This window comes from Desulfovibrio sp. DV (assembly GCF_001936595.1).
In the GTDB taxonomy this organism is placed as follows: Bacteria; Desulfobacterota; Desulfovibrionia; order Desulfovibrionales; family Desulfovibrionaceae; genus Solidesulfovibrio.
In genome coordinates, this window is sequence record NZ_MLBG01000004.1 from 23,410 (window position 1) to 45,119 (window position 21,710).

The 21,710-nt window shown below is 61.5% G+C and carries 28 protein-coding genes; 8 read left to right on the top strand and 20 right to left on the bottom strand.

What is annotated here, in order from left to right:
* Positions 1–21: 21 nt before the first annotated feature.
* The 14 genes from DVDV_RS01910 to DVDV_RS01960 all read right to left on the bottom strand — a co-directional run bounded on the left by DVDV_RS01910 (position 22) and on the right by DVDV_RS01960 (position 9,257).
* Entirely contained in the window at positions 22–252 is a 231-nt protein-coding gene (locus tag DVDV_RS01910; RefSeq protein WP_075353043.1) for a hypothetical protein, read from the bottom strand.
* Between the two features lie 180 nt (positions 253–432).
* Complete coding sequence (locus DVDV_RS22000) at positions 433–777, bottom strand: hypothetical protein (protein ID WP_139311479.1); 345 nt, start codon at positions 775–777, stop codon at positions 433–435.
* 112 nt (positions 778–889) lie between these two features.
* Positions 890–1,285, bottom strand: a complete 396-nt coding sequence (locus DVDV_RS22005) for a hypothetical protein (RefSeq protein WP_139311480.1) — start codon at positions 1,283–1,285, stop codon at positions 890–892.
* A gap of 110 nt (positions 1,286–1,395) precedes the next feature.
* Positions 1,396–1,536 carry a hypothetical protein gene (locus tag DVDV_RS22625; protein ID WP_175577044.1) on the bottom strand — a complete coding sequence of 47 codons (141 nt, stop codon included), beginning with the start codon at positions 1,534–1,536 and terminating at the stop codon, positions 1,396–1,398.
* Between the two features lie 18 nt (positions 1,537–1,554).
* Positions 1,555–1,764, bottom strand: coding sequence for a hypothetical protein (locus tag DVDV_RS01915; protein ID WP_075353044.1), 210 nt, complete (start codon positions 1,762–1,764; stop codon positions 1,555–1,557).
* A gap of 395 nt (positions 1,765–2,159) precedes the next feature.
* The gene (locus tag DVDV_RS01925) at positions 2,160–2,636 is read right to left on the bottom strand and encodes a type II toxin-antitoxin system HicB family antitoxin (protein ID WP_075353046.1); all 477 of its coding nucleotides are present in this window, start codon (positions 2,634–2,636) and stop codon (positions 2,160–2,162) included.
* Between the two features lies 1 nt (position 2,637).
* On the bottom strand, positions 2,638–2,835 hold the full coding sequence (locus DVDV_RS01930) for a type II toxin-antitoxin system HicA family toxin (RefSeq protein WP_075353047.1): 198 nt from the start codon (positions 2,833–2,835) through the stop codon (positions 2,638–2,640).
* 79 nt (positions 2,836–2,914) lie between these two features.
* Positions 2,915–4,138 (bottom strand): site-specific integrase, encoded by a 1,224-nt coding sequence (locus tag DVDV_RS01935; RefSeq protein ID WP_075353048.1) that lies wholly within the window; start codon positions 4,136–4,138, stop codon positions 2,915–2,917.
* A 451-nt stretch (positions 4,139–4,589) separates the two neighbouring features.
* On the bottom strand, positions 4,590–4,730 hold the full coding sequence (locus DVDV_RS22630; RefSeq protein WP_175577045.1) for a hypothetical protein: 141 nt from the start codon (positions 4,728–4,730) through the stop codon (positions 4,590–4,592).
* Between the two features lie 183 nt (positions 4,731–4,913).
* Positions 4,914–5,363: an Rrf2 family transcriptional regulator gene (locus DVDV_RS01940; RefSeq protein WP_075353049.1), complete on the bottom strand. Its 450-nt coding sequence runs from the start codon at positions 5,361–5,363 to the stop codon at positions 4,914–4,916.
* Positions 5,364–5,537: 174 nt separating this feature from the next.
* The gene (locus tag DVDV_RS01945) at positions 5,538–5,969 is read right to left on the bottom strand and encodes an MOSC domain-containing protein (protein ID WP_075353050.1); all 432 of its coding nucleotides are present in this window, start codon (positions 5,967–5,969) and stop codon (positions 5,538–5,540) included.
* A 148-nt stretch (positions 5,970–6,117) separates the two neighbouring features.
* A complete protein-coding gene (locus DVDV_RS01950) occupies positions 6,118–7,278 on the bottom strand; it encodes a PLP-dependent aspartate aminotransferase family protein (protein ID WP_075353051.1) in 1,161 nt (386 codons plus the stop codon).
* Between the two features lie 37 nt (positions 7,279–7,315).
* A complete protein-coding gene (locus DVDV_RS01955; RefSeq protein WP_075353052.1) occupies positions 7,316–8,446 on the bottom strand; it encodes a PLP-dependent aspartate aminotransferase family protein in 1,131 nt (376 codons plus the stop codon).
* 16 nt (positions 8,447–8,462) lie between these two features.
* Complete coding sequence (locus tag DVDV_RS01960) at positions 8,463–9,257, bottom strand: ABC transporter ATP-binding protein (RefSeq protein ID WP_175577046.1); 795 nt, start codon at positions 9,255–9,257, stop codon at positions 8,463–8,465.
* Positions 9,258–9,601: 344 nt separating this feature from the next.
* Between DVDV_RS01960 and hydE the strand changes: the two genes are divergently transcribed.
* From hydE to epsC, 8 genes are all read left to right on the top strand, one after another.
* Entirely contained in the window at positions 9,602–10,708 is a 1,107-nt protein-coding gene (gene hydE / locus DVDV_RS01965) for a [FeFe] hydrogenase H-cluster radical SAM maturase HydE (RefSeq protein ID WP_075353054.1), read from the top strand.
* A gap of 212 nt (positions 10,709–10,920) precedes the next feature.
* Complete coding sequence (gene cysK / locus DVDV_RS01970) at positions 10,921–11,883, top strand: cysteine synthase A (protein WP_075353055.1); 963 nt, start codon at positions 10,921–10,923, stop codon at positions 11,881–11,883.
* An 81-nt stretch (positions 11,884–11,964) separates the two neighbouring features.
* Positions 11,965–12,822 (top strand): HesA/MoeB/ThiF family protein, encoded by an 858-nt coding sequence (locus tag DVDV_RS01975; protein WP_083634553.1) that lies wholly within the window; start codon positions 11,965–11,967, stop codon positions 12,820–12,822.
* Between the two features lie 84 nt (positions 12,823–12,906).
* Positions 12,907–13,131 carry a sulfurtransferase TusA family protein gene (locus tag DVDV_RS01980; protein ID WP_075353057.1) on the top strand — a complete coding sequence of 75 codons (225 nt, stop codon included), beginning with the start codon at positions 12,907–12,909 and terminating at the stop codon, positions 13,129–13,131.
* Positions 13,132–13,263: 132 nt separating this feature from the next.
* Complete coding sequence (nadA, locus tag DVDV_RS01985; RefSeq protein ID WP_075353058.1) at positions 13,264–14,349, top strand: quinolinate synthase NadA; 1,086 nt, start codon at positions 13,264–13,266, stop codon at positions 14,347–14,349.
* A 14-nt stretch (positions 14,350–14,363) separates the two neighbouring features.
* Complete coding sequence (locus DVDV_RS01990) at positions 14,364–15,527, top strand: cysteine desulfurase family protein (protein WP_075353059.1); 1,164 nt, start codon at positions 14,364–14,366, stop codon at positions 15,525–15,527.
* A gap of 20 nt (positions 15,528–15,547) precedes the next feature.
* Positions 15,548–16,600, top strand: coding sequence for an XdhC family protein (locus DVDV_RS01995; RefSeq protein WP_075353060.1), 1,053 nt, complete (start codon positions 15,548–15,550; stop codon positions 16,598–16,600).
* A gap of 84 nt (positions 16,601–16,684) precedes the next feature.
* Positions 16,685–17,623: a serine O-acetyltransferase EpsC gene (gene epsC, locus DVDV_RS02000; RefSeq protein ID WP_075353061.1), complete on the top strand. Its 939-nt coding sequence runs from the start codon at positions 16,685–16,687 to the stop codon at positions 17,621–17,623.
* Positions 17,624–17,901: 278 nt separating this feature from the next.
* Here epsC and DVDV_RS02005 read toward each other — a convergent pair whose 3' ends face one another.
* The 6 genes from DVDV_RS02005 to DVDV_RS02030 form a co-directional block, all read right to left on the bottom strand.
* The gene (locus tag DVDV_RS02005) at positions 17,902–18,609 is read right to left on the bottom strand and encodes a cytochrome c biogenesis CcdA family protein (RefSeq protein WP_075353062.1); all 708 of its coding nucleotides are present in this window, start codon (positions 18,607–18,609) and stop codon (positions 17,902–17,904) included.
* 12 nt (positions 18,610–18,621) lie between these two features.
* The gene (locus DVDV_RS02010; protein WP_075353063.1) at positions 18,622–18,990 is read right to left on the bottom strand and encodes a co-chaperone YbbN; all 369 of its coding nucleotides are present in this window, start codon (positions 18,988–18,990) and stop codon (positions 18,622–18,624) included.
* Positions 18,991–19,392: 402 nt separating this feature from the next.
* The gene (locus DVDV_RS02015; RefSeq protein WP_075353064.1) at positions 19,393–19,623 is read right to left on the bottom strand and encodes a thioredoxin family protein; all 231 of its coding nucleotides are present in this window, start codon (positions 19,621–19,623) and stop codon (positions 19,393–19,395) included.
* Between the two features lie 37 nt (positions 19,624–19,660).
* Positions 19,661–20,749 carry a permease gene (locus tag DVDV_RS02020; protein WP_075353065.1) on the bottom strand — a complete coding sequence of 363 codons (1,089 nt, stop codon included), beginning with the start codon at positions 20,747–20,749 and terminating at the stop codon, positions 19,661–19,663.
* 85 nt (positions 20,750–20,834) lie between these two features.
* Entirely contained in the window at positions 20,835–21,242 is a 408-nt protein-coding gene (locus DVDV_RS02025) for a putative zinc-binding protein (RefSeq protein ID WP_075353066.1), read from the bottom strand.
* Positions 21,243–21,317: 75 nt separating this feature from the next.
* A complete protein-coding gene (locus DVDV_RS02030; protein ID WP_075353067.1) occupies positions 21,318–21,632 on the bottom strand; it encodes a metalloregulator ArsR/SmtB family transcription factor in 315 nt (104 codons plus the stop codon).
* Positions 21,633–21,710 lie beyond the last annotated feature (78 nt).

Below are 21,710 nucleotides of genomic sequence, written 5' to 3' on the forward strand. Positions count from 1 at the left end.
GAAGTGCATACCCACCCCCGCTTACGCAGCCCGCAAGGTTGTCTTCCACCAAGCTAAAAAAGGGTCGCGGACTATAAGAACCTTGCGCCCGGCGTAAACGAAGCATTCTTCCGGGATTTCCCGCCGCGACCGAGCATTTTGGACCGTTGGCCAATGCATTGCATTCCCGGTCAACTCGGCCAGGGATTGACCAGCCAGCACAGGGGGCAGCGCGGCCCGCAACTCTTCAATGACTCTTTCGATGGTGTCCATGTGGCTCCTTTTGGTGACGTTGTTTGTTCACCTGGGGCCACAATGGCGTCGGTCAGAAAAAATAAAAGAGCCTACAAAAACACGGAAACCCACCAACAACGCGATGGCGGGTTTCTAGTGCAGTAGGCGAGCGGCTTTCAGGGGCGGGAAATATAAACCTGGAAATTTCGTTCTGGCGGGTTACTGGTTTTTCCGTGGTCGTCCGGTTCGAGGAGCGGGGCAAAGGTTTTTTATCCACTTCTGCACAGTGGAGGCGCTTTTCCGCCCATTCAGCCACGCGCAAGGCTTGCCAACGACATGGGTGTCCGCGGCGATTTCCTGTGCGACCGTGCTGATAGGCGTCTCAGGAGCGCTACTCCAAATGAGCTGGGCAATCTCGCGGCATTCTTTTTTGTCTGCTTCGAGTTCCTTGTTTGAAGAGGTGCGCGTGGGTGCTGCCTCGTCCACAAATACGTCCTGCACCACGGCAACAGGCGCTGCCGGGGACTCAGTGACCGTAGAAACCGTATTGCGAAATTTTTTCATTACAGATCGAATTAATTTAAGCGTAGGGTGGATTGTCATAACATCTAAATTGAAGTCTTTAGTTATTTCTTTAAAGACTGTTTCTGTGTTTACTGGATCATTCTTGAATAATTCACATGGCAGTGGAATGTTGTTTCTTGTAAAAAAATCTTTTTACTTCCCGCAGATTGAGATGTGTCCTTGATGTTTCCTTGGCGAATCTTAGCTGTTCTTGTTTGTTTTCGTACCACCATTCAGAAAGATCAGGGCCAACTGCAAAATAATCAAGCGGAAATAATAACGCCAGACGCCGCAAATGGAATTTAATTAATGGATTTAAAATAAACAGAACATTTAATATAACTTGAGTAGAAAAATCATTGAAAAACATCTTGCCCGCTACATGAGCACCTTCAGGCCAATTTTCATCGCAAATCTCGTAAATCAAGTTACTGTTTGAGTAGAGCGAGTCTTTTGCGAGAAGTTTAGAAAAGTCACCAATCGAAATAGTTGAGGAGCACGGTCTCATTTTTCAAGCCCTCCATAGCTTGCTCTCCATAAAGAAACCCCGGCAGAGTGGTAGGAGTGCCACCTTTTCGGCCACGATGATCAGTCGAAGCCTATCCGGGGAAATTTCCGTCAATCCTTCTTCCGCTTCCCGCTCTTAAACAGCCGCCAATCAAACTTCCGATGATTCAGCCCCGGCCACCAGCGCAAGGCGATAATGACCGCCAGAAGCAAAGCCAGATAGACGACGCGCAGGATGTCGGATTGGTCCATGGTTTTGGTTCTGCCGGGCTACACAGCCAGTAAGCGTCCCTTGTCTGTCGCCCGGGCCTCGACAAGGCGGCGTATCGTCTCCAGAAGGCCTGCGGTTCGTGGGTCACTCATGGCTTCTGTCGGGAAGATATCGCTACCGTCTTTCTCGTCGAAACCCGCATTGATTGCAAAATGCCTTGTCCCCTGCTGTCCAGGAAGGTTTCCCGCAGGCTGGGCAACGCGGTCCATGTACGGCTCCGCAGTCCGGGCACTTCAGGACGTAGGCATCTTGCGGTATGGTCAACCGTTGTCGCTTATCCGGTTCATGTCCGCAGGGGGGATGAGGCCAGCTTTCTTTGTGTTGTGCCGCATCAAGCCAAACTTGGAACCATTCAGCTTCGAGCATCAAGTACGGCTCTTCCGCGCCGCATTGGCGGCACACGGCCACGCTCTGGCGGATGACATTCTCCGAGCCGCAGATGCCACAGCAGCCCTTGTCTCGCCGTTTGTCCTTGCAAGCCGTTTCGTGACGATCACGGCGAACCTTGCGGGTGTCGGGGCTATCTGTTTCACAGGCTTCCCGCATGAGGTCGTGTTTTAGCTTGGAGTCCATAAGGCCCTCGTTGAAGGCTTTGGGGCCACATTCATCCCCAAACACGTTCCTTGCCCCTGCCGCCAAAGAAGCCGGGGTAGGTCGGGGATGGCTCGACGCGCACCTGGACGCGGTAGCCGAGGGCTTCAAGCGCCATTTCCAGATGGTCCCACTTGCTGCGGTGGTAGAGGTCCAGCAAACGGCGCACGGACTTGGCGTCGGTGTGCAGCCGGGCGGCCATCTTGAGTTGTGAGACGCCTTGATCTTTCATGCCCTGGTAGACGGCCAGCTTGACCACGGCCATGGGCGGTAGTTCGATCCAGCTTTGTCCTGCCGTGGGTTCGCTCGGGCTGGGGATGTCCTCGCCGTCGTCCATCATGGCGGAAAGCATGGTCAGGGCTGCGTCAAGCGCCATGTCCATGGCCTCGGCTTCGTCCTGCCCGAAAGTGATGGTCCCGGGAATGTCGGGCACTTCGGCAATGATGGTTCCGTTCTCATCCGGGGTCAGCACCACGGGGAAGCGCAGCATATTAAAGCTCCTTGGGGTCAATGCCCAACTGCTTGCACAGCATCTTGATGAAGACGGGGCTAATGTCCGCGTCACCGTGGACAGGCAGCGGGGCCTTGTTGCCGCCATGGCGAAGCAGGCAATGGCCGCCCTTACCTCTGGCCGGTTCGACCACCACGCCGAGGGCGACCAGCCGCCGCGACAGTTCGCGCCCCTTCATGGCAAACAGGTAGGGCAGAAATGCCCGATGGTCAATGACATGAGCTATTCCTTTCGCCGTTCCGGCAGGATCATGTTGCCTATTTCTCACCGATCTTAACGACCTTGCCCCGGGCCTTGGCCGCGTCCATGCCGGCTTCCAAGGTCTTGACCGCCCGGCGCAGCTTGTCCGGGGAAAGGTGGCTATAACGCTCAGTCATCGCCAGCGTGCCATGGCCCATGAGTTCCTTGACCGAATACAGGTCCACGCTTTGCTCTACCAGCCAGGACGCGAAGGTGTGGCGCAGTGTATGGAAAACGACTTTCTGACGCGGATCGGTGACGCCGTTGTTAAAGCCGAGAGCCGCGACCACGCGGTTGAATGTCTCGGTAATCTGGACGATGCGCCCGCCATTGGCAGACAGGAAAACAAGATCGTTGTGCCCTCGGCGTTCCATGGCCCCGAGCATCGCCGTCACGGCCTCGGTCATGTAGGCCGCCCGGGTCTTGCCGCTTTTGGTGTCGCGCAGGATGAGGACGCCGCGCTCCATGTCCACGTCGCCCCAGGTGAGGGAAAAGATTTCGCCGGCCCGCAGGCCGCAGTGCAAAGCGAGTAGGGCCATGTCATGGACGTTGGATTCCCGTTCGGCTAGGGCGGCAAGCAGGCGGTCGGCTTCGTCATGGGTCAGGAAGCGCAATCGGCGGGCATCGGCAGAGGGCTTTTTGACCAGGGAAACCGGATTGTCGCCGGCATAAAGACCGTGGCGCTTGGCGAAGTTGAAAACTTGCCGCAAGGCGGCCAGGACGTGCCGAATCGTTTGGGCGGATCGGCCGGCCTCAGCCATGGTCTTTTTGATGCGCTCCAGGTGGATCGGCTTGATGTCGCGCAAGGGCTTTCCGGCCAGGGTAGGGGAAAGCCAGAGGCGATAGGCGGCTTCCTCAGCATAGGCGGTATGGGCGGCCTTGTTGGCCTGGGCTACGGGCAGATACTTTTCCCAGGCCTGGGCAAGGGTTGTGTTCTCGCGTTCCTCGACGGCCCGGGCCTCAGCTTCGGCTTGGCGGACAGCGGTAGCTTGTTGGCGCTTTTCGGCAAGCGTTATGGCTCCTTCGCCAGTGCGTTGCGCTTCCTTGAGCTTCGCCAGTTTCTCGGCGGCCTTTTGTGCGGTCATGCCCTCTGACCCCCAGCCGACACCTTCTTCCTTGTCCTTGCCGTTCAGCTTGTATCGGACAAAAAAATAGCGGTCAGGGCGGACGCCGTGCTTCCGAGTCTCGTGCTCCCGATAGCGCACACCAACAAAGGCCGTCTTGATGTAGTGCCGTGCCATGTCTTGCCCCCCTCCCCAAATCTGGCCCCGCTCTGGCCCCGCTTTTTTTGATGAAGGTGGGGTGCTTTGGGTGATGGCCAGTGAAGGAAGAATAGACATTAACACATTGAATAGCAATGCTTTTATGCGTCTCTGTGAAGTCTGGTGAAAGTCCCAAAAATCGCCTCCTAAGCGATAGGCCGTGCGTTCGAATCGCGCCGGGAGCACCCTTTTCAAGGGGTTGGACTGAAGAGGTCCGACCCCTTTTTGCGCTGGGGGTGATTTGGGTCCGCTTTTTCGTGTTCTCAATTGTTGTCTGTCACAGCCACGGCAGCCATGCCGTTCAGGGACGGATAGTTGGTGAGCGCGTGGTCGATCCAGGCGACGCGCGCGGAAAGCCCTTGGCCGGGCACGTAGCACGGCACCGCGGTCCAATCTGCTGCTACGGCTTGTGGCCCCTGGTCCTTGGCGGTCAGGGGGCGTGTTCGTCAGGCGATGCACGGTACGTTTCCCAGGCGTTGGCCCGGATGATACGTGCGGCGGCAATGACGGCGTCGAGCTGCCAGGACGCAGCCGTGGCGTGCTTTATCAGGGAATGGGTCGCGTTGCGCATGCCCGCCACGCTGGTGGCGGAATGGGACGGCCGCGTCGGGCGCTGCCATACTGACCGTTCTTCGCTCCGAACAGGTGGGTGGGGGCTTTGATGTCGGAGGTGGACACCCGGGCAAAGTCCGGGCCAAGTTCACTATGGCTGGGGCTGGCCAGGATGCCACTTCGCGAAGCTTTGGGGCCGGATCTAAATGCTGTACTGCGGAATTTGTGCGCCCAGCCGGGCTTCTTCCCGGTCGACCAGTTCCTTGAGACTCTTGGTGTCATAGACTCGCTCCAGAGCTTCGCGCGCTTCCTCCCAAAGCCCCATGAACGCGCAATTACCCTTGAGAGTGCAGGTGAAATGGGGTTTGTCCAGCTGGCAGTCCACGGGGGTGAGCGGGCCGTCAATGAAGCGGATGATTTCGCCTACAGTAATGCTTTGGGCCGGGCGGCTCAGGTAAAAGCCCCCTTCCTTGCCCCGCTGGGAATCCACGAAACCACCTTGTCGCAACTGGTGGAGGATGACTTCCAGGAAGCGTTTGGGAATGGCCTGGTTCGTGGCGATATCGATGGACCGGACAGGCCCCTCGCCCTGGCGTTTGGCCAGTTCAAAAAGCGCGCGCAAGGCATACTGGCATTTTTGCGTGACCCACATCCAGGTTGATGCTCCCTTTACCCTTGGCTTGGCGGGAATGGACCCGCCAGGGCCTGTTTTGAGTCCTGAAGAAAACCATATCATACTGGTTGCCGCAGGCTCGCGTCAACACACTGCGGTTGTTTGCGCCGTGAAGCGCCGGCGGCCCTCTTCCGGCCTCCTGGGCGGCAAGCCTCAGGCCATGGCAACGGTGTCGCCCGGCCGCACGATGCCGCCGGTCAGCACCCGGGCAAATATGCCCTCTTTGGGCATGACGCAGGTGCCCACAGCCCGCATGATGGCACAGCCATGGCCGTGGCATTCCTTGCCGATCTGGGTGACTTCAAGCAACACGGCATCCCCCACCCGCACCCGGCTGCCCGGCAAAAGGCCCAGTTCGTTCAAGCCGGCCACGGTCAGGTTCTCGGCGAAATCGCCGGGAACGATGGTGGCGAGCTTTTCGCGCATCCGCTCCACGCCTTCCAGAGCCAGCAGACTCACCTGCCGACCTGAGCCGGCATGGGCATCGTTTTCGATGCCGAAATCCACGCACAGGGTCACGGCGTCGACCGGATGTTTCTTTTCGCCCTTGCGCTCACTGATGCACACGGAATGAACAGTTGCCATGGCTTTCTCCTGCGGGTCCGCCTGAAGCTCCGGGAAACAGGCAACGTCGGGAGACGTCGGCGGCAGCCCTTACGGTATTAATAAAAACGATCAACATGGTGATGATTAGTGTTCCGGTCCGCGAGTGTCAAGTCGCCGCGGCCGGGCCTCAGATCCCGGCCGCGGCCTTGACCAGGGCCTGGCCGAGGTCCTCCATAAGGTCGGGAACCGATTCCAGGCCCACGGACAAGCGCATCAGGGCGTCGGATATGCCACGCTCGGCGCGGACGGCCGGCGGCATGGCGGCGTGGGACATGGTGGCCGGGTAGGACAGGATGGACTCGACCCCGCCCAGGCTGACCGCCAGCCTGGGCAGGGTGAGGGCCCGCATGAAGATGTCGGCTGCCGCCGCATCCTGAAGTTCGAAACTGACCACCGCCCCGGGGCCATCGGCCTGGCGTCGGTGGACGGCGTAGCCTGGATGGCCGGGCAGGCCCGGGTAATGGACGCGCGCCACTTCCGGCCGGCCGGCCAGCCACGGGGCCAGGGTCTGGGCGGTCGCCTGCTCGGCGGCCAGACGCACGGCCAGGGTGCGCATGCCGCGCAGGGTCAGCCAGCTGTCCTGGGGGCCGAGCACGGCCCCAAAGGTGTTTTGGATGGCTTGCAGGCGTTGGCCGGTGGCCGCGTCGGCAGTGACGGCCAGGCCGGCCACCACGTCGCTGTGCCCGCCGAGGAACTTGGTGGCGCTGTGCACCACAATGTCAAAGCCCAGGGCAATGGGGCGTTGCAGAAAAGGCGTCATGAACGTGTTGTCGATGATGGCCACGAGGCCGTGTTCCTTGGCCAGGGCGGCCACAGCGGCCAGATCCGTCACGGTGAGCAGTGGATTGGAAGGGCTTTCCACGTAGATGGCCCGGGTGCGGGGGGTCACAGCCCGGGACAGCGCGACAACGTCGGTTGCGTCAACGAACGTGGTATCCAGGCCCCATCGAGAGAACAGGGTGGTCAGCGCCCGGTAGGCCCCGCCGTAAAGGTCGCGGCTGGCGACGATGTGGTCGCCCGGGGAAAAAAGCAGCAGCACACTGGAGATGGCGGCCATGCCCGAGGCAAAGGCCAGGCCACGTTCTCCGCCTTCAAGACGGGCAATGGCCGCTTCCACGGCCTGGCGCGTCGGGTTGCCGCTGCGGGAATAATCAAAGGGACCCAGGCAGTGCGGGTCGGCCTGGGCAAAGGTCGAGGTCTGGTGGATGGGCGGGGCCAGATCGCCGAAGCCGTCTTGGCGGTCCGTTCCGGAAGGGCCGGGATGCATGAGCAGGGTGGTCAGGTCCATGGCAACCGCCTTTCTTGTTAGTTGCGCCTGGGGAGCGTTACAGGACACGCGCCAGGTCGGCCACGAGGTCGGCCGGGTCTTCCAGGCCGATGGACAGGCGCAGCAGGCCGTCGGTCACGCCAAGCCGGGCGCGTTTGTCCGGTTCGATGTCGGCATGGGTCTGCACCGCCGGCAGGGTGATGAGCGACTCCACGCCGCCAAGGCTCTCGGCGAAGAGAAACAGCTCCACCCCGGCCAGGATGTCGGGCGCTTTGGCCGGGTCGGCCAGCGCAAAGGAAATCATGGCCCCGAAGCCGGCGGCCTGCCCGCGCTGCCGGGCATGACCGGGATGGTCCGGCAGGCCCGGATAATGGACGCGGGCCACGGCCGGATGGCCGGCCAGGAAGGCGGCCACGGTCTGGGCGTTGGCCTGCTGGCGGGCCAGACGCACGGCAAGGGTTTTAAGGCCTCGCAAGACCAGCCAGGAGTCTTGCGGCCCGAGCACTGCTCCGGCGGCGTTCTGGAAAAAAGCCAGCCGCTCGGCCACCCCCGGCTCCCGGGCCACGAGCAGGCCGGCCACCACGTCATCGTGGCCGCCCAGGTATTTCGTGGCGCTGTAGGCGACCACATCGGCCCCAAAATCCAGCGGCCGCTGGAGCAAGGGCGTCATGAAGGTGTTGTCCACGACAAACAGCGCCCCATGCTCCCGGGCCAAGCGCCCAAGCGCTCGCAAGTCGGCGATTTTGAGCAGGGGGTTGGTCGGGCTCTCGACCAGCAGGGCCTTGGCTCCCGGGGCCAGGGCTGCGGCCACCGCCCCGGTATCGGACGTGTCGACATAGATGGGCTCGATGCCAAGTGGCCGGTAGAAGCGCTCGAAAAGCCGGTACGTGCCGCCGTAGAGGTCCTCGGTGACGACGATGCGGTCCCCCGGGGCAAACAGCCGGGCCAGACAGTCCAGGGCGGCCATGCCCGAAGCGAAGGCCAATCCCCGGCAGCCGCCGTCGAGCCAGGCCATGGTTTCCTCCAGTACGGCCCGGGTGGGGTTGCCGCTGCGGGAGTAGTCATATCCGGTGGACTGGCCCAGGCCCGGGTGTTTGAAGGTGGCGGTTTGATAGATCGGCATGGACACGGCCCCGGTCCGGCTGTCCCACCGGGAACCGCATTGGGCCAGGTAGCTTTCGGGGTGCATGGCCTCTTTCTCCTTGCTAAATCCCTTCGCCAAAGCCGAAAAATTCCCGGGCGGCCAGGCGCTGTCGCCGCTCCTGGCGGTAGCTGTCGTTGATGTGGCGGCGAAGGGCCTGGAACTGGGGCGCGTCATACAGGGCGTTTCGTTCTCTGGGCCGGGGAACGGGAACGCCCACATCGACAAGAGCCGGCCCGGCAGCCGGACCCAGTCCGATGATGCGGTCAGCCAGGGCCAAGGCCTCGTCAATATCCTGGGTGGCCAGGATGATGGTCCTTCGGGGCTGGACGGCATCAAGAAGCGTTGCCAGCAGCTCCTGAAGTTCGCTCCGCTCGGACGCTTCGAAAACGCACAACGGGTCATCCAGCAGCAGGACCGGCGAATCCAGGGCCAGGGCCCGGGCCAGGGTTCCCCGAAACCGCAGGTCCTGGGAGAGTTCCAGGGGATGTTTGTCCCCGACCGCGTGGAGTCCGGCCAGGGCCAGATAGTCTGTTGCGCGCTTACGGGAATGGGCCGCCGGCAGATCGGGATGGGCCGCGTCGATGGCCATGACCAGATTGTCCGTGAGGCTCAGCCACGGGAAAAGCCCGCTGTCGTGCACAATGAGGCCGCGCTCGATGTCCTGGCCGGCCACCGGCCGGCCGGCGAAGGAGACGCTGCCAAACGAGGGAATCTCCAATCCGGCCAGGAGGCGCAGCAGGACAGACTTGCCGCAGCCGGCCGGCCCGTACAGGCAGACGAATTCCCCCGGTGCCACCCGAAGGTGCAGGTCTGCAAGCACGGTGCGTCCTTGCCGGGCGAAGCGGAGGTTGTCCACGGCAAATCCTGCATTCCCGGCGGCGGGAGGTCTGGCGGCGGTGGTCATGGCAGGCTCCTCGGATCTGGCGGTTGCGGTGGGTGGCTTGGATGTGTTTCAAATATCATCAACTTGGTCGATTTGGTGATAGAATTTGCATCTTCCCTGGTCAAGAGGGCAAGGTCGTGCTTTGGTGCTAAAAATAAAAATTCCAGCGTGTTAGCTTGAATTATTTTTTTTATCGAATTGATGAAGAAATGGGTGTAGGCTTGTTTTGCAGAAGGCTTCTTGCGTCCGTTCCGGCGGATGGAGCCGCAACAGGGGACAATTCCATACTCAATTTGTATAGAAACCAAGGGGAAGGGATGGTCATGCAGGCACAGAACCGATGGGACAGGAAAGCCGTTCTGGAACTGCTTGGGGTCAGGGCGACCCGGGAGAAACAGGCCCTGTTTGACCGGGCCGACGCCGTGCGCCGGGAACGGATGGGCGATGCGGTCTATTTGCGCGGGATCGTGGAATTTTCCAACATTTGCGCCAACGATTGCCTCTACTGCGGCATCCGGGCCGGAAACGACCGGGTGGCCCGCTACCGCCTGGACGACGCCGAAATTCTGGACCTTGCCCGGCGCATGGAGAGTGTGGGCCAGACGACCATCGTGCTGCAATCGGGCGAAGCCCCAAGCCGGGAAGGCGACGCGGCCCTGGGCCGGTTGATTGCCCGCATCAAGGCCGGGACGGGTCTGGCCGTCACCCTGTCCGTGGGCAATCGCCCCCGCGACGTCTACGCCCTGTGGCGGGACTGCGGCCTGGACCGGTATCTGCTGCGCTTTGAAACGAGTGATGCCAAGCTTTTCGCCAGTCTGCACCCGGATTGCGATCTGTCCGAACGCCTGCGCTGTCTGCGCGACCTGCGCTCCCTTGGCCTGCAGACCGGCGGCGGATTCATGATCGGCCTGCCCGGGGAAACCCTGGAGATTCTCGCCGACAACATCCTGCTGTGCCGCGACCTCGATCTGGACATGATCGGGCTTGGGCCGTTTCTGCCCCATCCCGACACGCCCCTTGGCCGGTCGCAAAACGCCTACGCCCTGGACCCGGACCGGCATTTCGTGGCCCTGGCCGCGACCCGTCTGGTCAATCCCGATGCCCATATTCCGGCCACCACGGCCTTTGACGCCTTGTTCCCGGGCACCGGCCGCAATCTGGCCCTGACGCGCGGGGCCAATGTCTTTATGCCCAGCGCCACCCCGGTGGCCCGGCGCGGGGACTATCTGCTCTATCCGGGCAAGCCCTGTCTGGACGAAACCGGCGAGGCCTGCGCCCGGTGCGTTCTTCGCCGGCTATCGGCCCTGGGGCGGACCGTCGGACAGGGACCCGGCCATGCGCGCCGTCCGGGTCGGCGATGGCCGGAGCAGCCGGCAACACTGTGTCCCGAAAGCTGCGGCCGCACCCCGTTGCCGGCAACGTAAAAGCCGGTTTTGCCTTCCCGGGGCGCAACACGGTTTTTGCGGTGCGGGCCGGCGAAAAAGACTCGACAAACGGAAAACGGCATTTTATTACATCATTAACATGATCAAGATAGTGATTAAAATGAATGTTCCACGACCAGTCGCCGGGGAGCCCCGTCCGGGAGTCGGGCTGTGGCTGCCGCCGGCAACGGCGAAACAGGGAGGGTAAGGCTATGTCGCAGGTATTCACGGATGCTTCGGTGTCGGTTGGCGGCACGCCGCTGGTGCGCCTTAATCGTCTGGCCGCCGGAACCGGGGCCACGGTCCTGGTCAAGATCGAGGGGCGTAATCCGGCCTCTTCGGTCAAGGACCGCATCGGCGCGGCCATGATCGAGGACGCCGAACGGCGCGGGGTCCTGGGGCCGGGCATGGAAATCATCGAGCCGACCAGCGGCAACACCGGCATTGCCCTGGCGTTTGTGGCGGCGGCCAAGGGGTATGCCATTTCCCTGACCATGCCCGAGACCATGAGCCTGGAACGCCGCCGGGTGTTGGCCTTTTTGGGGGCGAAGCTGGTGCTGACTCCGGGGGCTGAAGGCATGGCCGGGGCCGTGCGCCGGGCCGAGGCCATCGCCGCTTCGGACACCGGCCGCTATTATCTGCCCCAGCAGTTTAAAAATCCGGCCAATCCGGCCATCCACGAACAGACCACCGGTCCCGAAATCTGGAGCGCCACGGACGGGGCCGTGGACGTGGTCGTTTGCGGCGTGGGCACAGGCGGCACCATCACCGGCATCTCCCGGTACATCAAAAAGAACCGGGGAAAAAACATCGAGAGCGTGGCTGTGGAGCCGGCGGCAAGCCCGATCATCACCCAGGCCCTGGAGGGGGCGCCGCTTGTTCCCGGGCCGCACAAGATCCAGGGCATCGGGGCCGGTTTTATCCCGGAAACGCTGGACTTGTCCGTCATCGACCGGGTGGAGTTGGTGGAAAACGACGAGGCCGTGGCCGCCTCCCGGCGGCTGGCCCGGGAAGAGGGCATTCTGGCCGGCATTTCCTCGGGCGCGGCCGTGGCTGCGGCCGTACGGCTGGCCGGCCGGGAGACCTACGCCGGCAAGACCATCGTGGTGGTCCTGCCCGACGCGGCCGAGCGGTATCTGTCCACCATTCTTTTCGAGGGTGTCGGTGAGGCTTAGGGCCGGGAGGTCTGTTGCCACGACGCGTCCCGGCTGTCCGTTGTCATGGCGGACGGCCGGGACGCATTGGCCGGAGGGTGTATGGAAGTGGAACGCGAGGATGCCTATTGGGAGCGCTACAGCCGCAATATCCTGCTGCCGGAAATCGGCGTGGACGGGCAACTCAAGATCAGCCGGGCCCGGGTGCTCATTATCGGGGCCGGCGGACTGGGGTCGCCGGCAGCGTACTACCTGGCGGCGGCGGGTGTCGGCGTTCTCGGTCTGGCCGACGCCGACGATGTGGACCTGTCCAACCTGCAACGCCAGATTCTGCATGCAACGGCCGACGTCGGCTCGGCCAAGGTCCTTTCGGCGGCGGCCAAAATCCGGGCCATAAATCCTGACGTCGAAGTCGTGGCCTACCGGCAGTACCTGGACGCCGCAACTATCGGCCCCATTGTGGCGGACTATGATTTCGTCATCGAAGGGGTCGACAACTTCCCATCCAAGTTTCTCATAAACGACGCCTGCGTGCTGGCTGGCGTCCCCTTCTCCCAGGGCGGCATTCTCCAGTTCGTCGGTATGACCATGACCGTCAAGCCCGGGGACACGGCCTGCTACCGCTGCGTCATGGGGGAGCCGCCAACCGGCACGGTTCCCACCTGCTCCAGCGCCGGGGTTTTCGGGGCCATTGCCGGGATGCTCGGGTCCATCCAGGCGGCCGAGGCCCTCAAATACATCACCGGCGCAGGCCGGCCGCTCTATGATTCCCTGCTGTGCTTTGACGCCAAGGCCATGGATTTCATGAAAAGCCCGGTGCAAAGAAATCCGCGTTGCCGCGTTTGCGGCGAACAGCCCGACATCACTGCGCTGGCCGGCGACAACACGCGTTCGTGCGTTCCGGGAGGGGACCGGGCCTGTCGGCGCGCAGCCGGAGCGAACCGGTCCGCTCAGGACTGAAATGATACGGCGCACAAGAGCCTGGGGCGGGCAATGCGGCATTTTGCGGCTTGCCCGCTGCAAAGGGATGGAGGAGGAAGCACCATGGCAACCCGGCAGCTCGACATCACGCGCTATAATTGTCCCATCACCTTTGTGAAGGTCAAAGTGCAGCTGTACGAATTGAAAAAGGGCGACGTGCTCGAAGTGCTTTTGACGGGCGGCGAACCGCTCGAAAATGTCCCGGCCGCCGTGACCCGAGACGGCCATGTTGTCCTTGGCACGCAGCATGTGGCCGGCAACACATATTGCCTGCGCATCCGGAAATAGGCGGCAGCGTATTTCATATGTTTGAGCTATGAAATTGTTGACGTCTGAGGCCTGCGAAGTTATCAACCTGATCAAGTTTGTGATGTTGGCGATTGGGCGGGCGGTTGCCCGACCCGGAGCAGGGGGGTCTCTATGGAACCCAAGGCGCAGGCAGCGTCCGATCCCCGGGACTGGACCGATGACGCGGTGGCGGCGCGCATCCGCCAACTGAAAAACCGCCTCGGCCGCGATGTCCTGATCCTGGCCCATCACTACCAACGCGACGCCGTGGTCGCCGTGGCCGACGCCGTGGGCGACTCCCTGAAGCTGGCCCAGGCGGCGGCTGCGACCTCGGCCCGGCACATCGTTTTTTGCGGCGTGCACTTCATGGCCGAGACGGCCGACATCCTGACCGGCCCGGATCAGGCCGTCTATCTGCCCGAACAGCGGGCCGGCTGCTCCATGGCCGATATGGCCACTCCCGAGGCCCTGGAGTGGGCCTGGGAAAGCCTGACTCGCGCCGAGGCGGGCCCGGTCATACCCATCACCTACGTCAACTCCGCTGCCAGCTTAAAGGCTTTCGTCGGTCGCCATGGCGGCGCGGTCTGCACCTCGTCAAATGCCCGAAATATCCTGATCTGGGCCTTGTCCCAGGAGGCCAAGGTCTTTTTCTTTCCCGACGAGCACCTCGGCCGGATTACCGCCCATGACCTCGGCGTGCCGCTGCCGGACATGCTGGTCTGGGACCGAGGGCTGCCCCTTGGCGGCCTGGACCCCGAGGCCGTGCGCGCGGCCCGGGTCTATCTCTGGAACGGCTTTTGCGTGGTGCACCAGATGTTTTTCCCCGAGGACGCGGCCGCCTGGCGGCAAAAGGAGCCGGGCATCCGGGTCATTGTCCATCCCGAGTGCCCCATCGAGGTCATCCGGGAGGCCGACGCCTACGGCTCCACGGAAATGATCGCGCGCACCATCGATGCCGCGCCGGCCGGGAGCAAGTGGGCCGTTGGCACGGAGATAAATCTCGTGGCCCGGCTGGCCGACCGCAACCCCGACAAGCTGGTGGTCTCCCTGTCGCCGCATCAGGCCATTTGCGCCAACATGTACCGGACGCGCCCGCTGTCCGTCTTGCGCGTGCTGGAGGGGGTGGCGGCGGGGGAGCCGCCGCCGGTGGTCCGGGTGCCTGTGTCCGTGGCCGGAGAGGCCCGACTGGCCCTGGACCGTATGCTCACCCTGTCCTGACCGGGAGGTATGCCATGGCAGCCGTCTACTTCGACAACAACGCCACCACTCCCCTTGATCCCCAGGTTTTCGAAGCCATGTTGCCCTATCTGCGCGAATGCTACGGCAATCCGTCAAGCCCCCACCAGTTCGGCCACCGGGCCAAAGTGGCCGTCGAGACGGCCAGGGAGCAGGTCGCGGCCTTGCTCGACTGTCCGGCCGACCGGCTGGTGTTCACCAGTTGCGGCACCGAGGGCAACAACACGGCCATCCTCTCGGCCGTGCTGGCTGATCCGGCCAGGAAAAGGGTGGTCACTTCGGCTGTGGAGCACCATTGCGTGCTGCGCCGGCTGGAGTATCTGCGCGATCACCAAGGCGTGGAAGTGGTCTTTCTCCCCGTGGACGGGCAGGGGCAGCTCGATTTGACGGCCCTGGCCGAGGCGGTCACGGCGGACACGGCCCTGGTCAGCCTCATGGGGGCCAACAACGAGACCGGGGTGCTCTGGCCGATAGCGGAAATCGCCCGGCTTGTGCGGTCCCGGGGGGCCCTTTTCCACTGCGATGCGGTCCAGGTGGTCGGCAAGGAGCCGTTGTCGCTCAAAAACCTGCCTGTGGACTACCTGACTCTCTCGGCCCACAAGTTTCATGGCCCCAAGGGGGTCGGGGCGCTTTTTGTCGGCCGGGGAGCGCCGCTGACGCCGCTTCTCCTGGGCGGAATGCAGGAGTCCGGCCGCCGGGCCGGCACCCACAACGTGGCCGGCATCGTGGGCTGCGGCCAGGCAGCCGAACTGGCCCGATCCTTCCTGGCCGTCGGCGGCCAGGGGCATCTTGCCCAACTGCGCGACCACCTGGAGGAGGGCATCCTGGCCGCCGTCGACAACGCCGTGATTCATGGCCGGGCCGGGCCTCGCATCGCCAACACCATAAGCCTGGGCCTTGGCGGCGCGCCGCAGGAAATCCTGCTGGCGGAACTTGACGACCGGGATTTCGCGGTCTCGACCACCTCGGCCTGCCAGTCCACGTCTGCCGCCCCCTCCCATGTCCTTTCGGCCATGGGCCTGCCCGAGCAGTATCTTCGCAGCACCCTTCGCCTGTCCCTGTCCCGGATGAACACCCTGGAAGAGGTCGAGGCGTTCTTGACCGTCTTCCCCACGGTGGCGGCCGAGGCCCGGAGGCTGGGCCGAGCCGCCTCGACCTGAACGCCAACAAGGAGCCGTCCATGCGAGGTCTTATAGACAGCTTAAACGACTATCTCGGCCGTGGGGAAAGCGTGGTGGCCGCCGCCGTCGTCTCCAAGGACGGTTCGGCCCCGGGTCCGGCCGGAGCCAGGATGCTGCTTTTTGAAAACGCGGACATCGCCGGCACGGTGGGCGGCGGCCCGCTGGAAGGCCGGACCATCCAGGCCGCGGTTGAGACCATGGCTTCCGGCCAGGCGCAAGTCCTTGAAATGGATCTGTCGGGAGAGATCGGCGACGGGGCCGACGCCATCTGCGGCGGCGTCGTCCAGGTGTTTCTGGAGCGCATCGACCCGACCCCGGAGAACGTGACGCTCTTCCAAAAGATGGCCGCGATGCAAGGGGCCAACCAGACCTGCCTGCTCGTCTCGTCCCTGGCTGGCCGGGCAGCAGGCGGCGGCGGACGAGGCCTTTTTTCCGGCGACGGCCGGCTGTTGGCCGGGGCCTTGCCGGAGACGGTGGTGCGGGAGGCTGGCCGATTGGGCCAAAACCGCTTCTCCCCGTCCCTGGTTGTCCTGGACGCGGCCCAGTACTTTCTGGAGCCGTTGCCGGCGGCCGATCCCGTCTATATCTGCGGCGCGGGGCATATTGCCCGGCCGACCTGCCAGATTGCGGCCCTGGCCGATTTCAAGACCATTGTGCTGGACGACCGGGCCGAGTTCGCCAGTCCCGACCGCTTTCCGTGGGCCAATGAGGTGGCGGTGCTGCCCTCGTTTGACGCCTGTTTCGCCGGCCGCAGCCTCGACGCCGCCAGTTCGGTGGTCATTGTCTCACGCTGCCACAAGCAGGACCGAAAAATCCTGATCCAGGCCCTTGGGACGGACGCGGGCTACATCGGCATGATCGGATCGAGCCGCAAGGTGGCGGCGGTGCTGGAAGAACTGGTCGGGGAGGGGTTTTCCCGGCAAAGCCTGGCCAGAACCCACGCCCCCATCGGCCTGCCCATAGGCGGCGATACGCCGGCGGAAATCGCCGTGTCCATCGTGGCCGAACTGATCAAGGTCCGCACCGGGCGGCGTGCGCGTAGCGCCGGGTGACGGCCGGGCCTTGCACCGGCTGGGGGCAGGCCAGCCGGTCGGGGTGCTCTTGTCTGTTTCGCCTGCCGCTCCCGGAGGTGCGCCATGTCCGATTTTCGACGCCAGGCCAGAATCGACAGCGTCCTTGAGTTGACGACCGAACAATTGTGCGATCCGGCCTCCTACGAGAAGGTCTACCACCGGCCCCTGCATGACGAGCCCATGCCGTCGGTTGCGGCCCTGTCCGAACTGATGGACAGGCTTCGGGCGGTCCTTTTCCCGGGCTATTTCGGCAATTCCAATGTCAGCCCGGAAAGCATGCGCTACCATATCGGGGCCAACCTGTTCGAGGTCGACCGCCTGCTGACCGATCAGGTCCGCCGCGGCTACTGCTTTTTTTGCGAACTGGAGCGGGGCGGGGAATGCCAGGACTGCGACGCCCGGGCCAGACGGCTGACTGGAGAGTTTCTGGGCCTGTTGCCCCGGCTGCGGGAGCTGTTGGCCGAGGATGCCCAGGCCGCCTACGAAGGCGACCCCTCGTCGCGCAGTCCGGGCGAAACCATTTTCTGCTACCCAAGCCTCGCCGCCCTGACCCATTACCGGGTGGCTCATGCGCTGCACGCCCTTGGCGTGGACCTCATCCCGCGCATTCTGACCGAAATGGCCCACGCCAGGACAGGCATCGACATCCATCCCGGCGCAGTGATCGGCCGGCGGTTTTTCATTGACCATGGCACCGGCACGGTCATCGGCGAAACCTGCATCATCGGCGACAATGTGCGGCTCTACCAGGGCGTGACCCTTGGGGCCAAGAGCTTTCCCAAGGACGAGCAAGGCATGCTCGTCAAGGGAGGTGCGCGACATCCGGTGGTGGAGGACGACGTGGTGATCTATTCCGGGGCGACCGTGCTCGGGCGCATCACCATCGGCCAGGGGGCGGTCATTGGCGGCAATGTCTGGGTGACAACCGACCTGCCGCCAGGGGCGCGCATCTCGCAGCAGCGGCCCCTGGGCGTGCCGCTTGTGGACGGTGGTGGGATTTGACTCCTGGGCAGTGTCTCCCCGGCCCCGAAAGGAAGCGTTCAATAAAGAGGGAAAATCGCATTGTCGTCATGGCCGGTCCTTTGCCAAGCCCGGGGATGGCAGGATAGGGACTATCTTATATTAAATAAGGACTATTAGCAAAAAGATGACAACGTGCCGGTTCCTCTAAAAAAAATGTGGATTGACCAGGGACTTGGGCTCGGAGTCTTCCCGGTGCACCAATGCGTCACCTTTATGCCTGTCCCTTCCTTAAACCCATGTCGAAACAGCCGGTAAACTCAAACAGACAGAAACGGCATGGCCATGAAGTAGATTCCAAGAAGCGCAATCATTGCCCCGGCGGTTTTTCGGAACCAAGTTCCCCCGTGGCGCATGGCCCCATTTTCCAGCCAACGTTGGACCAGGGCCGTTGAACTGCCGGCCACCACGATGGGAAGACAGTGCCCAACTGCGAACAGCACAATGAGTACCACGCCGGTGAGGATCTTTTCCTGAATGGTGATGATGGCCAGGATGGGCGCGATAAAACCGAAGGTGCACGAACCGGACAGAACGCCGTAGGCCAAGCCGAGGAGAAACGCTCCGCCAACGCCCTTGACCTTGAGCTTGCTCATCATGCCGCCGGAGACCGAGCACTTGGCCACCCCCATCATGTCCAGGGACACCCAAATCAGCACGGCACCGACCAGGATAGTCCAATATGGGCCGATATCCCCAAGCATCCGCCCAAGGAGCGTACAGAGAATCCCGATGGTTGCTATGGTCAGAAACAGGCCGGAGGTAAAGGCGACGGCATAGCGCGCCGCCTCCCGGCCATGGATGATTCTGCCTTGCCCGGCGACATAGCCAACGATCAAGGGGATGGAAGCCAAGTGGCAGGGGCTGAAAAGAACACTTACCAGACCCCAGAGGAAACAGCCGAGCGCCGCAACGATGAGGCTGCCGGTCATCCAGGTATTGATGGTCAAAAACAGGTGGTCCAGCACGTGATGCTCTCCTTACTGGGCCAGCAATTTGTCCAACTTTTCGCTGATCGCAGCCTTGTCCAGAAAGCCTTCGTGGCGATACGTTTCTTTTCCATTCTTATCGTAAAAAATTTGCGTCGGAATAAGCTTCAGCCCAAATTTAGCGCCCTGTTCTCTGTTCTCCCAGACATCGATAAAAAGGACCGCCGCTTTCCCTTGGTATTCTTTTTCCAATTCTTCCAGGATGGGAGCCATCATTTTGCACGGGATACAGGCTTTTGCTCCGATATCCACCATGGTTACCATGCCCTTGGCCGGAACCTCAGGGACGGGCGCGGCAGCGAAGCAAACCCCAGCGCTCAGCACGATGGCGAGAGCAAAAAACAGAGTAATATGTTTCATAGAGTTCCTCTCTTGAAAGTAGTTTGTATGAGAAGCAGGAAGTGTGCCATAATTTTGCCGTGAATTTTCAGTGTCTTGTTGAATTTTCCTCCTTTGACGTGTAGCATATGAAAAATTAATATACACACGAAACAGTCTGTGTGTCTAAGCAATAGACACATTATATGGCTATATCATACTTGCATGCTATAGATCTATATTTATCACAACACTTGAATTTGGTCGTGCATGGTGCTTTTCTGCCGTACCTACGCGGCTACCCGACCGAATATTGAAATGTGTGCGCATCCGCGTGTTCCCGGGGACAAGGCTGCTCCAGGGCGTCAGCCGCAGGCGGCAAGAGGGCCAAACCAACCAAGAAGAGATGGTCCTCTCCATTTGTGGGTTTCGAAGACCTGCCGCTTACTGCAGCCAGGAAAGAACGTCCCCTTTGGATGGCACTTTGCCCACCACTTTGACCTCGCCATCAATGACGACTGCAGGCGTAGAAAATACGCCAAAGCTGGCGATCTGCTGAAAATCCGCAATCTTTTCCACCGTGGCGGCAACTCCGGATTCCTTGACAGCCTCCAAGACGATTTTTTCTGCTTCTTTGCATTTGGCGCATCCGGGACCAAGAACCTTGATTTCCATGGCTTTCCTCCAATGACTGATTTCGCGTTACAAATTGTTAGTAGAGATAATTGAAAAGGTATCCCACAAAAGCAATTCCCAACCCAACAACTCCAGCAAAAACCATGATAAGTCGTGGCTTGAGTACTTTCCTCAAGATGATCATTTCAGGCAATGACAAAGCAATCACTGCCATCATGAACGCCAGAACGGTGCCGAGCGCAGCACCTTTCCCCAGGAGCGCCTCAACGACCGGGACGATGCCCGCCGCGTTCGAATACATGGGTATGCCGATCAGGACGGCCGCCGGTACGGACCACCAAGCGTCCTTGCCCATGATGGAGGCCATGAAGCCTTCAGGCACGTAGCCATGGATGCCTGCGCCCACGGCAATACCGATCACAACGTAAATCCAGACCTTGCCGACGATATCCTTGACGGCATGAAAGCCTGCTTCAATCCGATCCGTCCAGGTCTGTTCATCGGGGGGCAAGACAGATGGGTCGGTGCGGATTTTCATGACCCAATCCTCGACGTAGGGCTCCAGATTGAGCTTGCCGAGCACCCAGCCCGCAACGATAGCAATGGCCAAACCGGTGCCGAGATAAAGGGCGGCCACCTTCCAGCCGAGCAGGCCGTAAAGCAGCACCAAGGCGATCTCATTGACCATGGGAGCCGATATCAGAAAGGAAAAGGTCACGCCCATGGGGACGCCTGCCGTAACGAAGCCAATAAAGAGCGGAACTGCCGAGCAGGAGCAAAAGGGGGTGACGATGCCGAGCAAGGCGGCCAGCACGTTGCCAGCCGATTCGCGTTTTCCGGCCAGCACGCGGCGAGTACGCTCCGGCGTGAAAAAGGTGCGGATGACGCCCACGCCAAAGACCACCAGGGTCAGCAACATGAGCACCTTGGGCGTGTCATAGAGCAGGAATTCGACGGAGTCGCCAAGAGGACTTCCCTGGGCGATCCCCAGGACATCATAGGTCAGCAGACGGGAAAACCCGGGCAGCATTCCGTACACCACCCACCAGACGACCAGGGCCGGCGCAAGCAGCAAAAGATAGCCGACAAGCTTTCCGTTGTGCGGGTGTGCGCTTTCGGCCACGGCTTCCTTGGTACAGCAGCTCATTTTTCCAAGTGGTTCCATACAAACATCTCCTCAATTGCCGCTTGCGCGGCCGGGACGACGGAGCAGCCCACCAGACTCGCGCAGGCTTTTCCTGGAAAAGGGGTCAGGACAGATTGGCGAAATGCGGGACCGTAGCCATGGCAGCCGTCAGCACACGCTCCTCGGTCACGGGACTTTCCCCTTTTTTATAACCCAGATCGGCCAACTGCACATGGCCGAAGTCGGTGAATCCGGCCTCTTCCAGCGACTTGCGGGCGCAGTTGAGGGGACAGCCATCGATGGCCACGATCTTCGACGCTGCTTCCGTGGTCTTGAGGATGCCGCTGACGCGACCGCCGATACCGGCCAGACAGAACATCTTGGCCACACCGTCCGCTGTGAGTTTCCTGGCAACTTGATCAGCCAAGGCCCCGACGTCGGCTCCGCCGGAGCAGGCGAATACCAGTTTGGGGGCGGCGGAACAGCAGGAGCTTTTTTCTCGGACATGGGTTTGTCTCCAGTGTTTTGCCAAGACGACTTCCTGAGAGCGGTAATCTTGACGGTGTTTGTATGTTTTGCCAAATAGCAAAATATCAACGCAAAAAAATTACCCGGGATTCGACTCTGAAGACTCGTAGGGCGAGTACGAGTAAACCACTTTAACACATGAGAAAAGTTGCAAAACGCAGGAGGGTGGCAGGCTATAGTAGACCTGCATGCGCCTTTTATCCGAAGCGCTGATCCCTGCTTCGCGAAGCTGGATTAAATGATTGGAAATTATGGAGATATCCGCGCCGACCAGCTTCGTCAATTCGCAGACGTTTCGTTGGACGCGCGAAAGTTCGTCAACAATAAGCAGGCGGGTTTCATGGCCTGATGCCTTGAATGTCTGGATGTGTGACGAAAATTGTAGCGTCGGCATCGACTCTCCATTTTTCAGTCATTTTCTATTTGGCAAAATAGCCAAAAGCCGACCCTTGTCAAGATTCTTGTCAGAGCG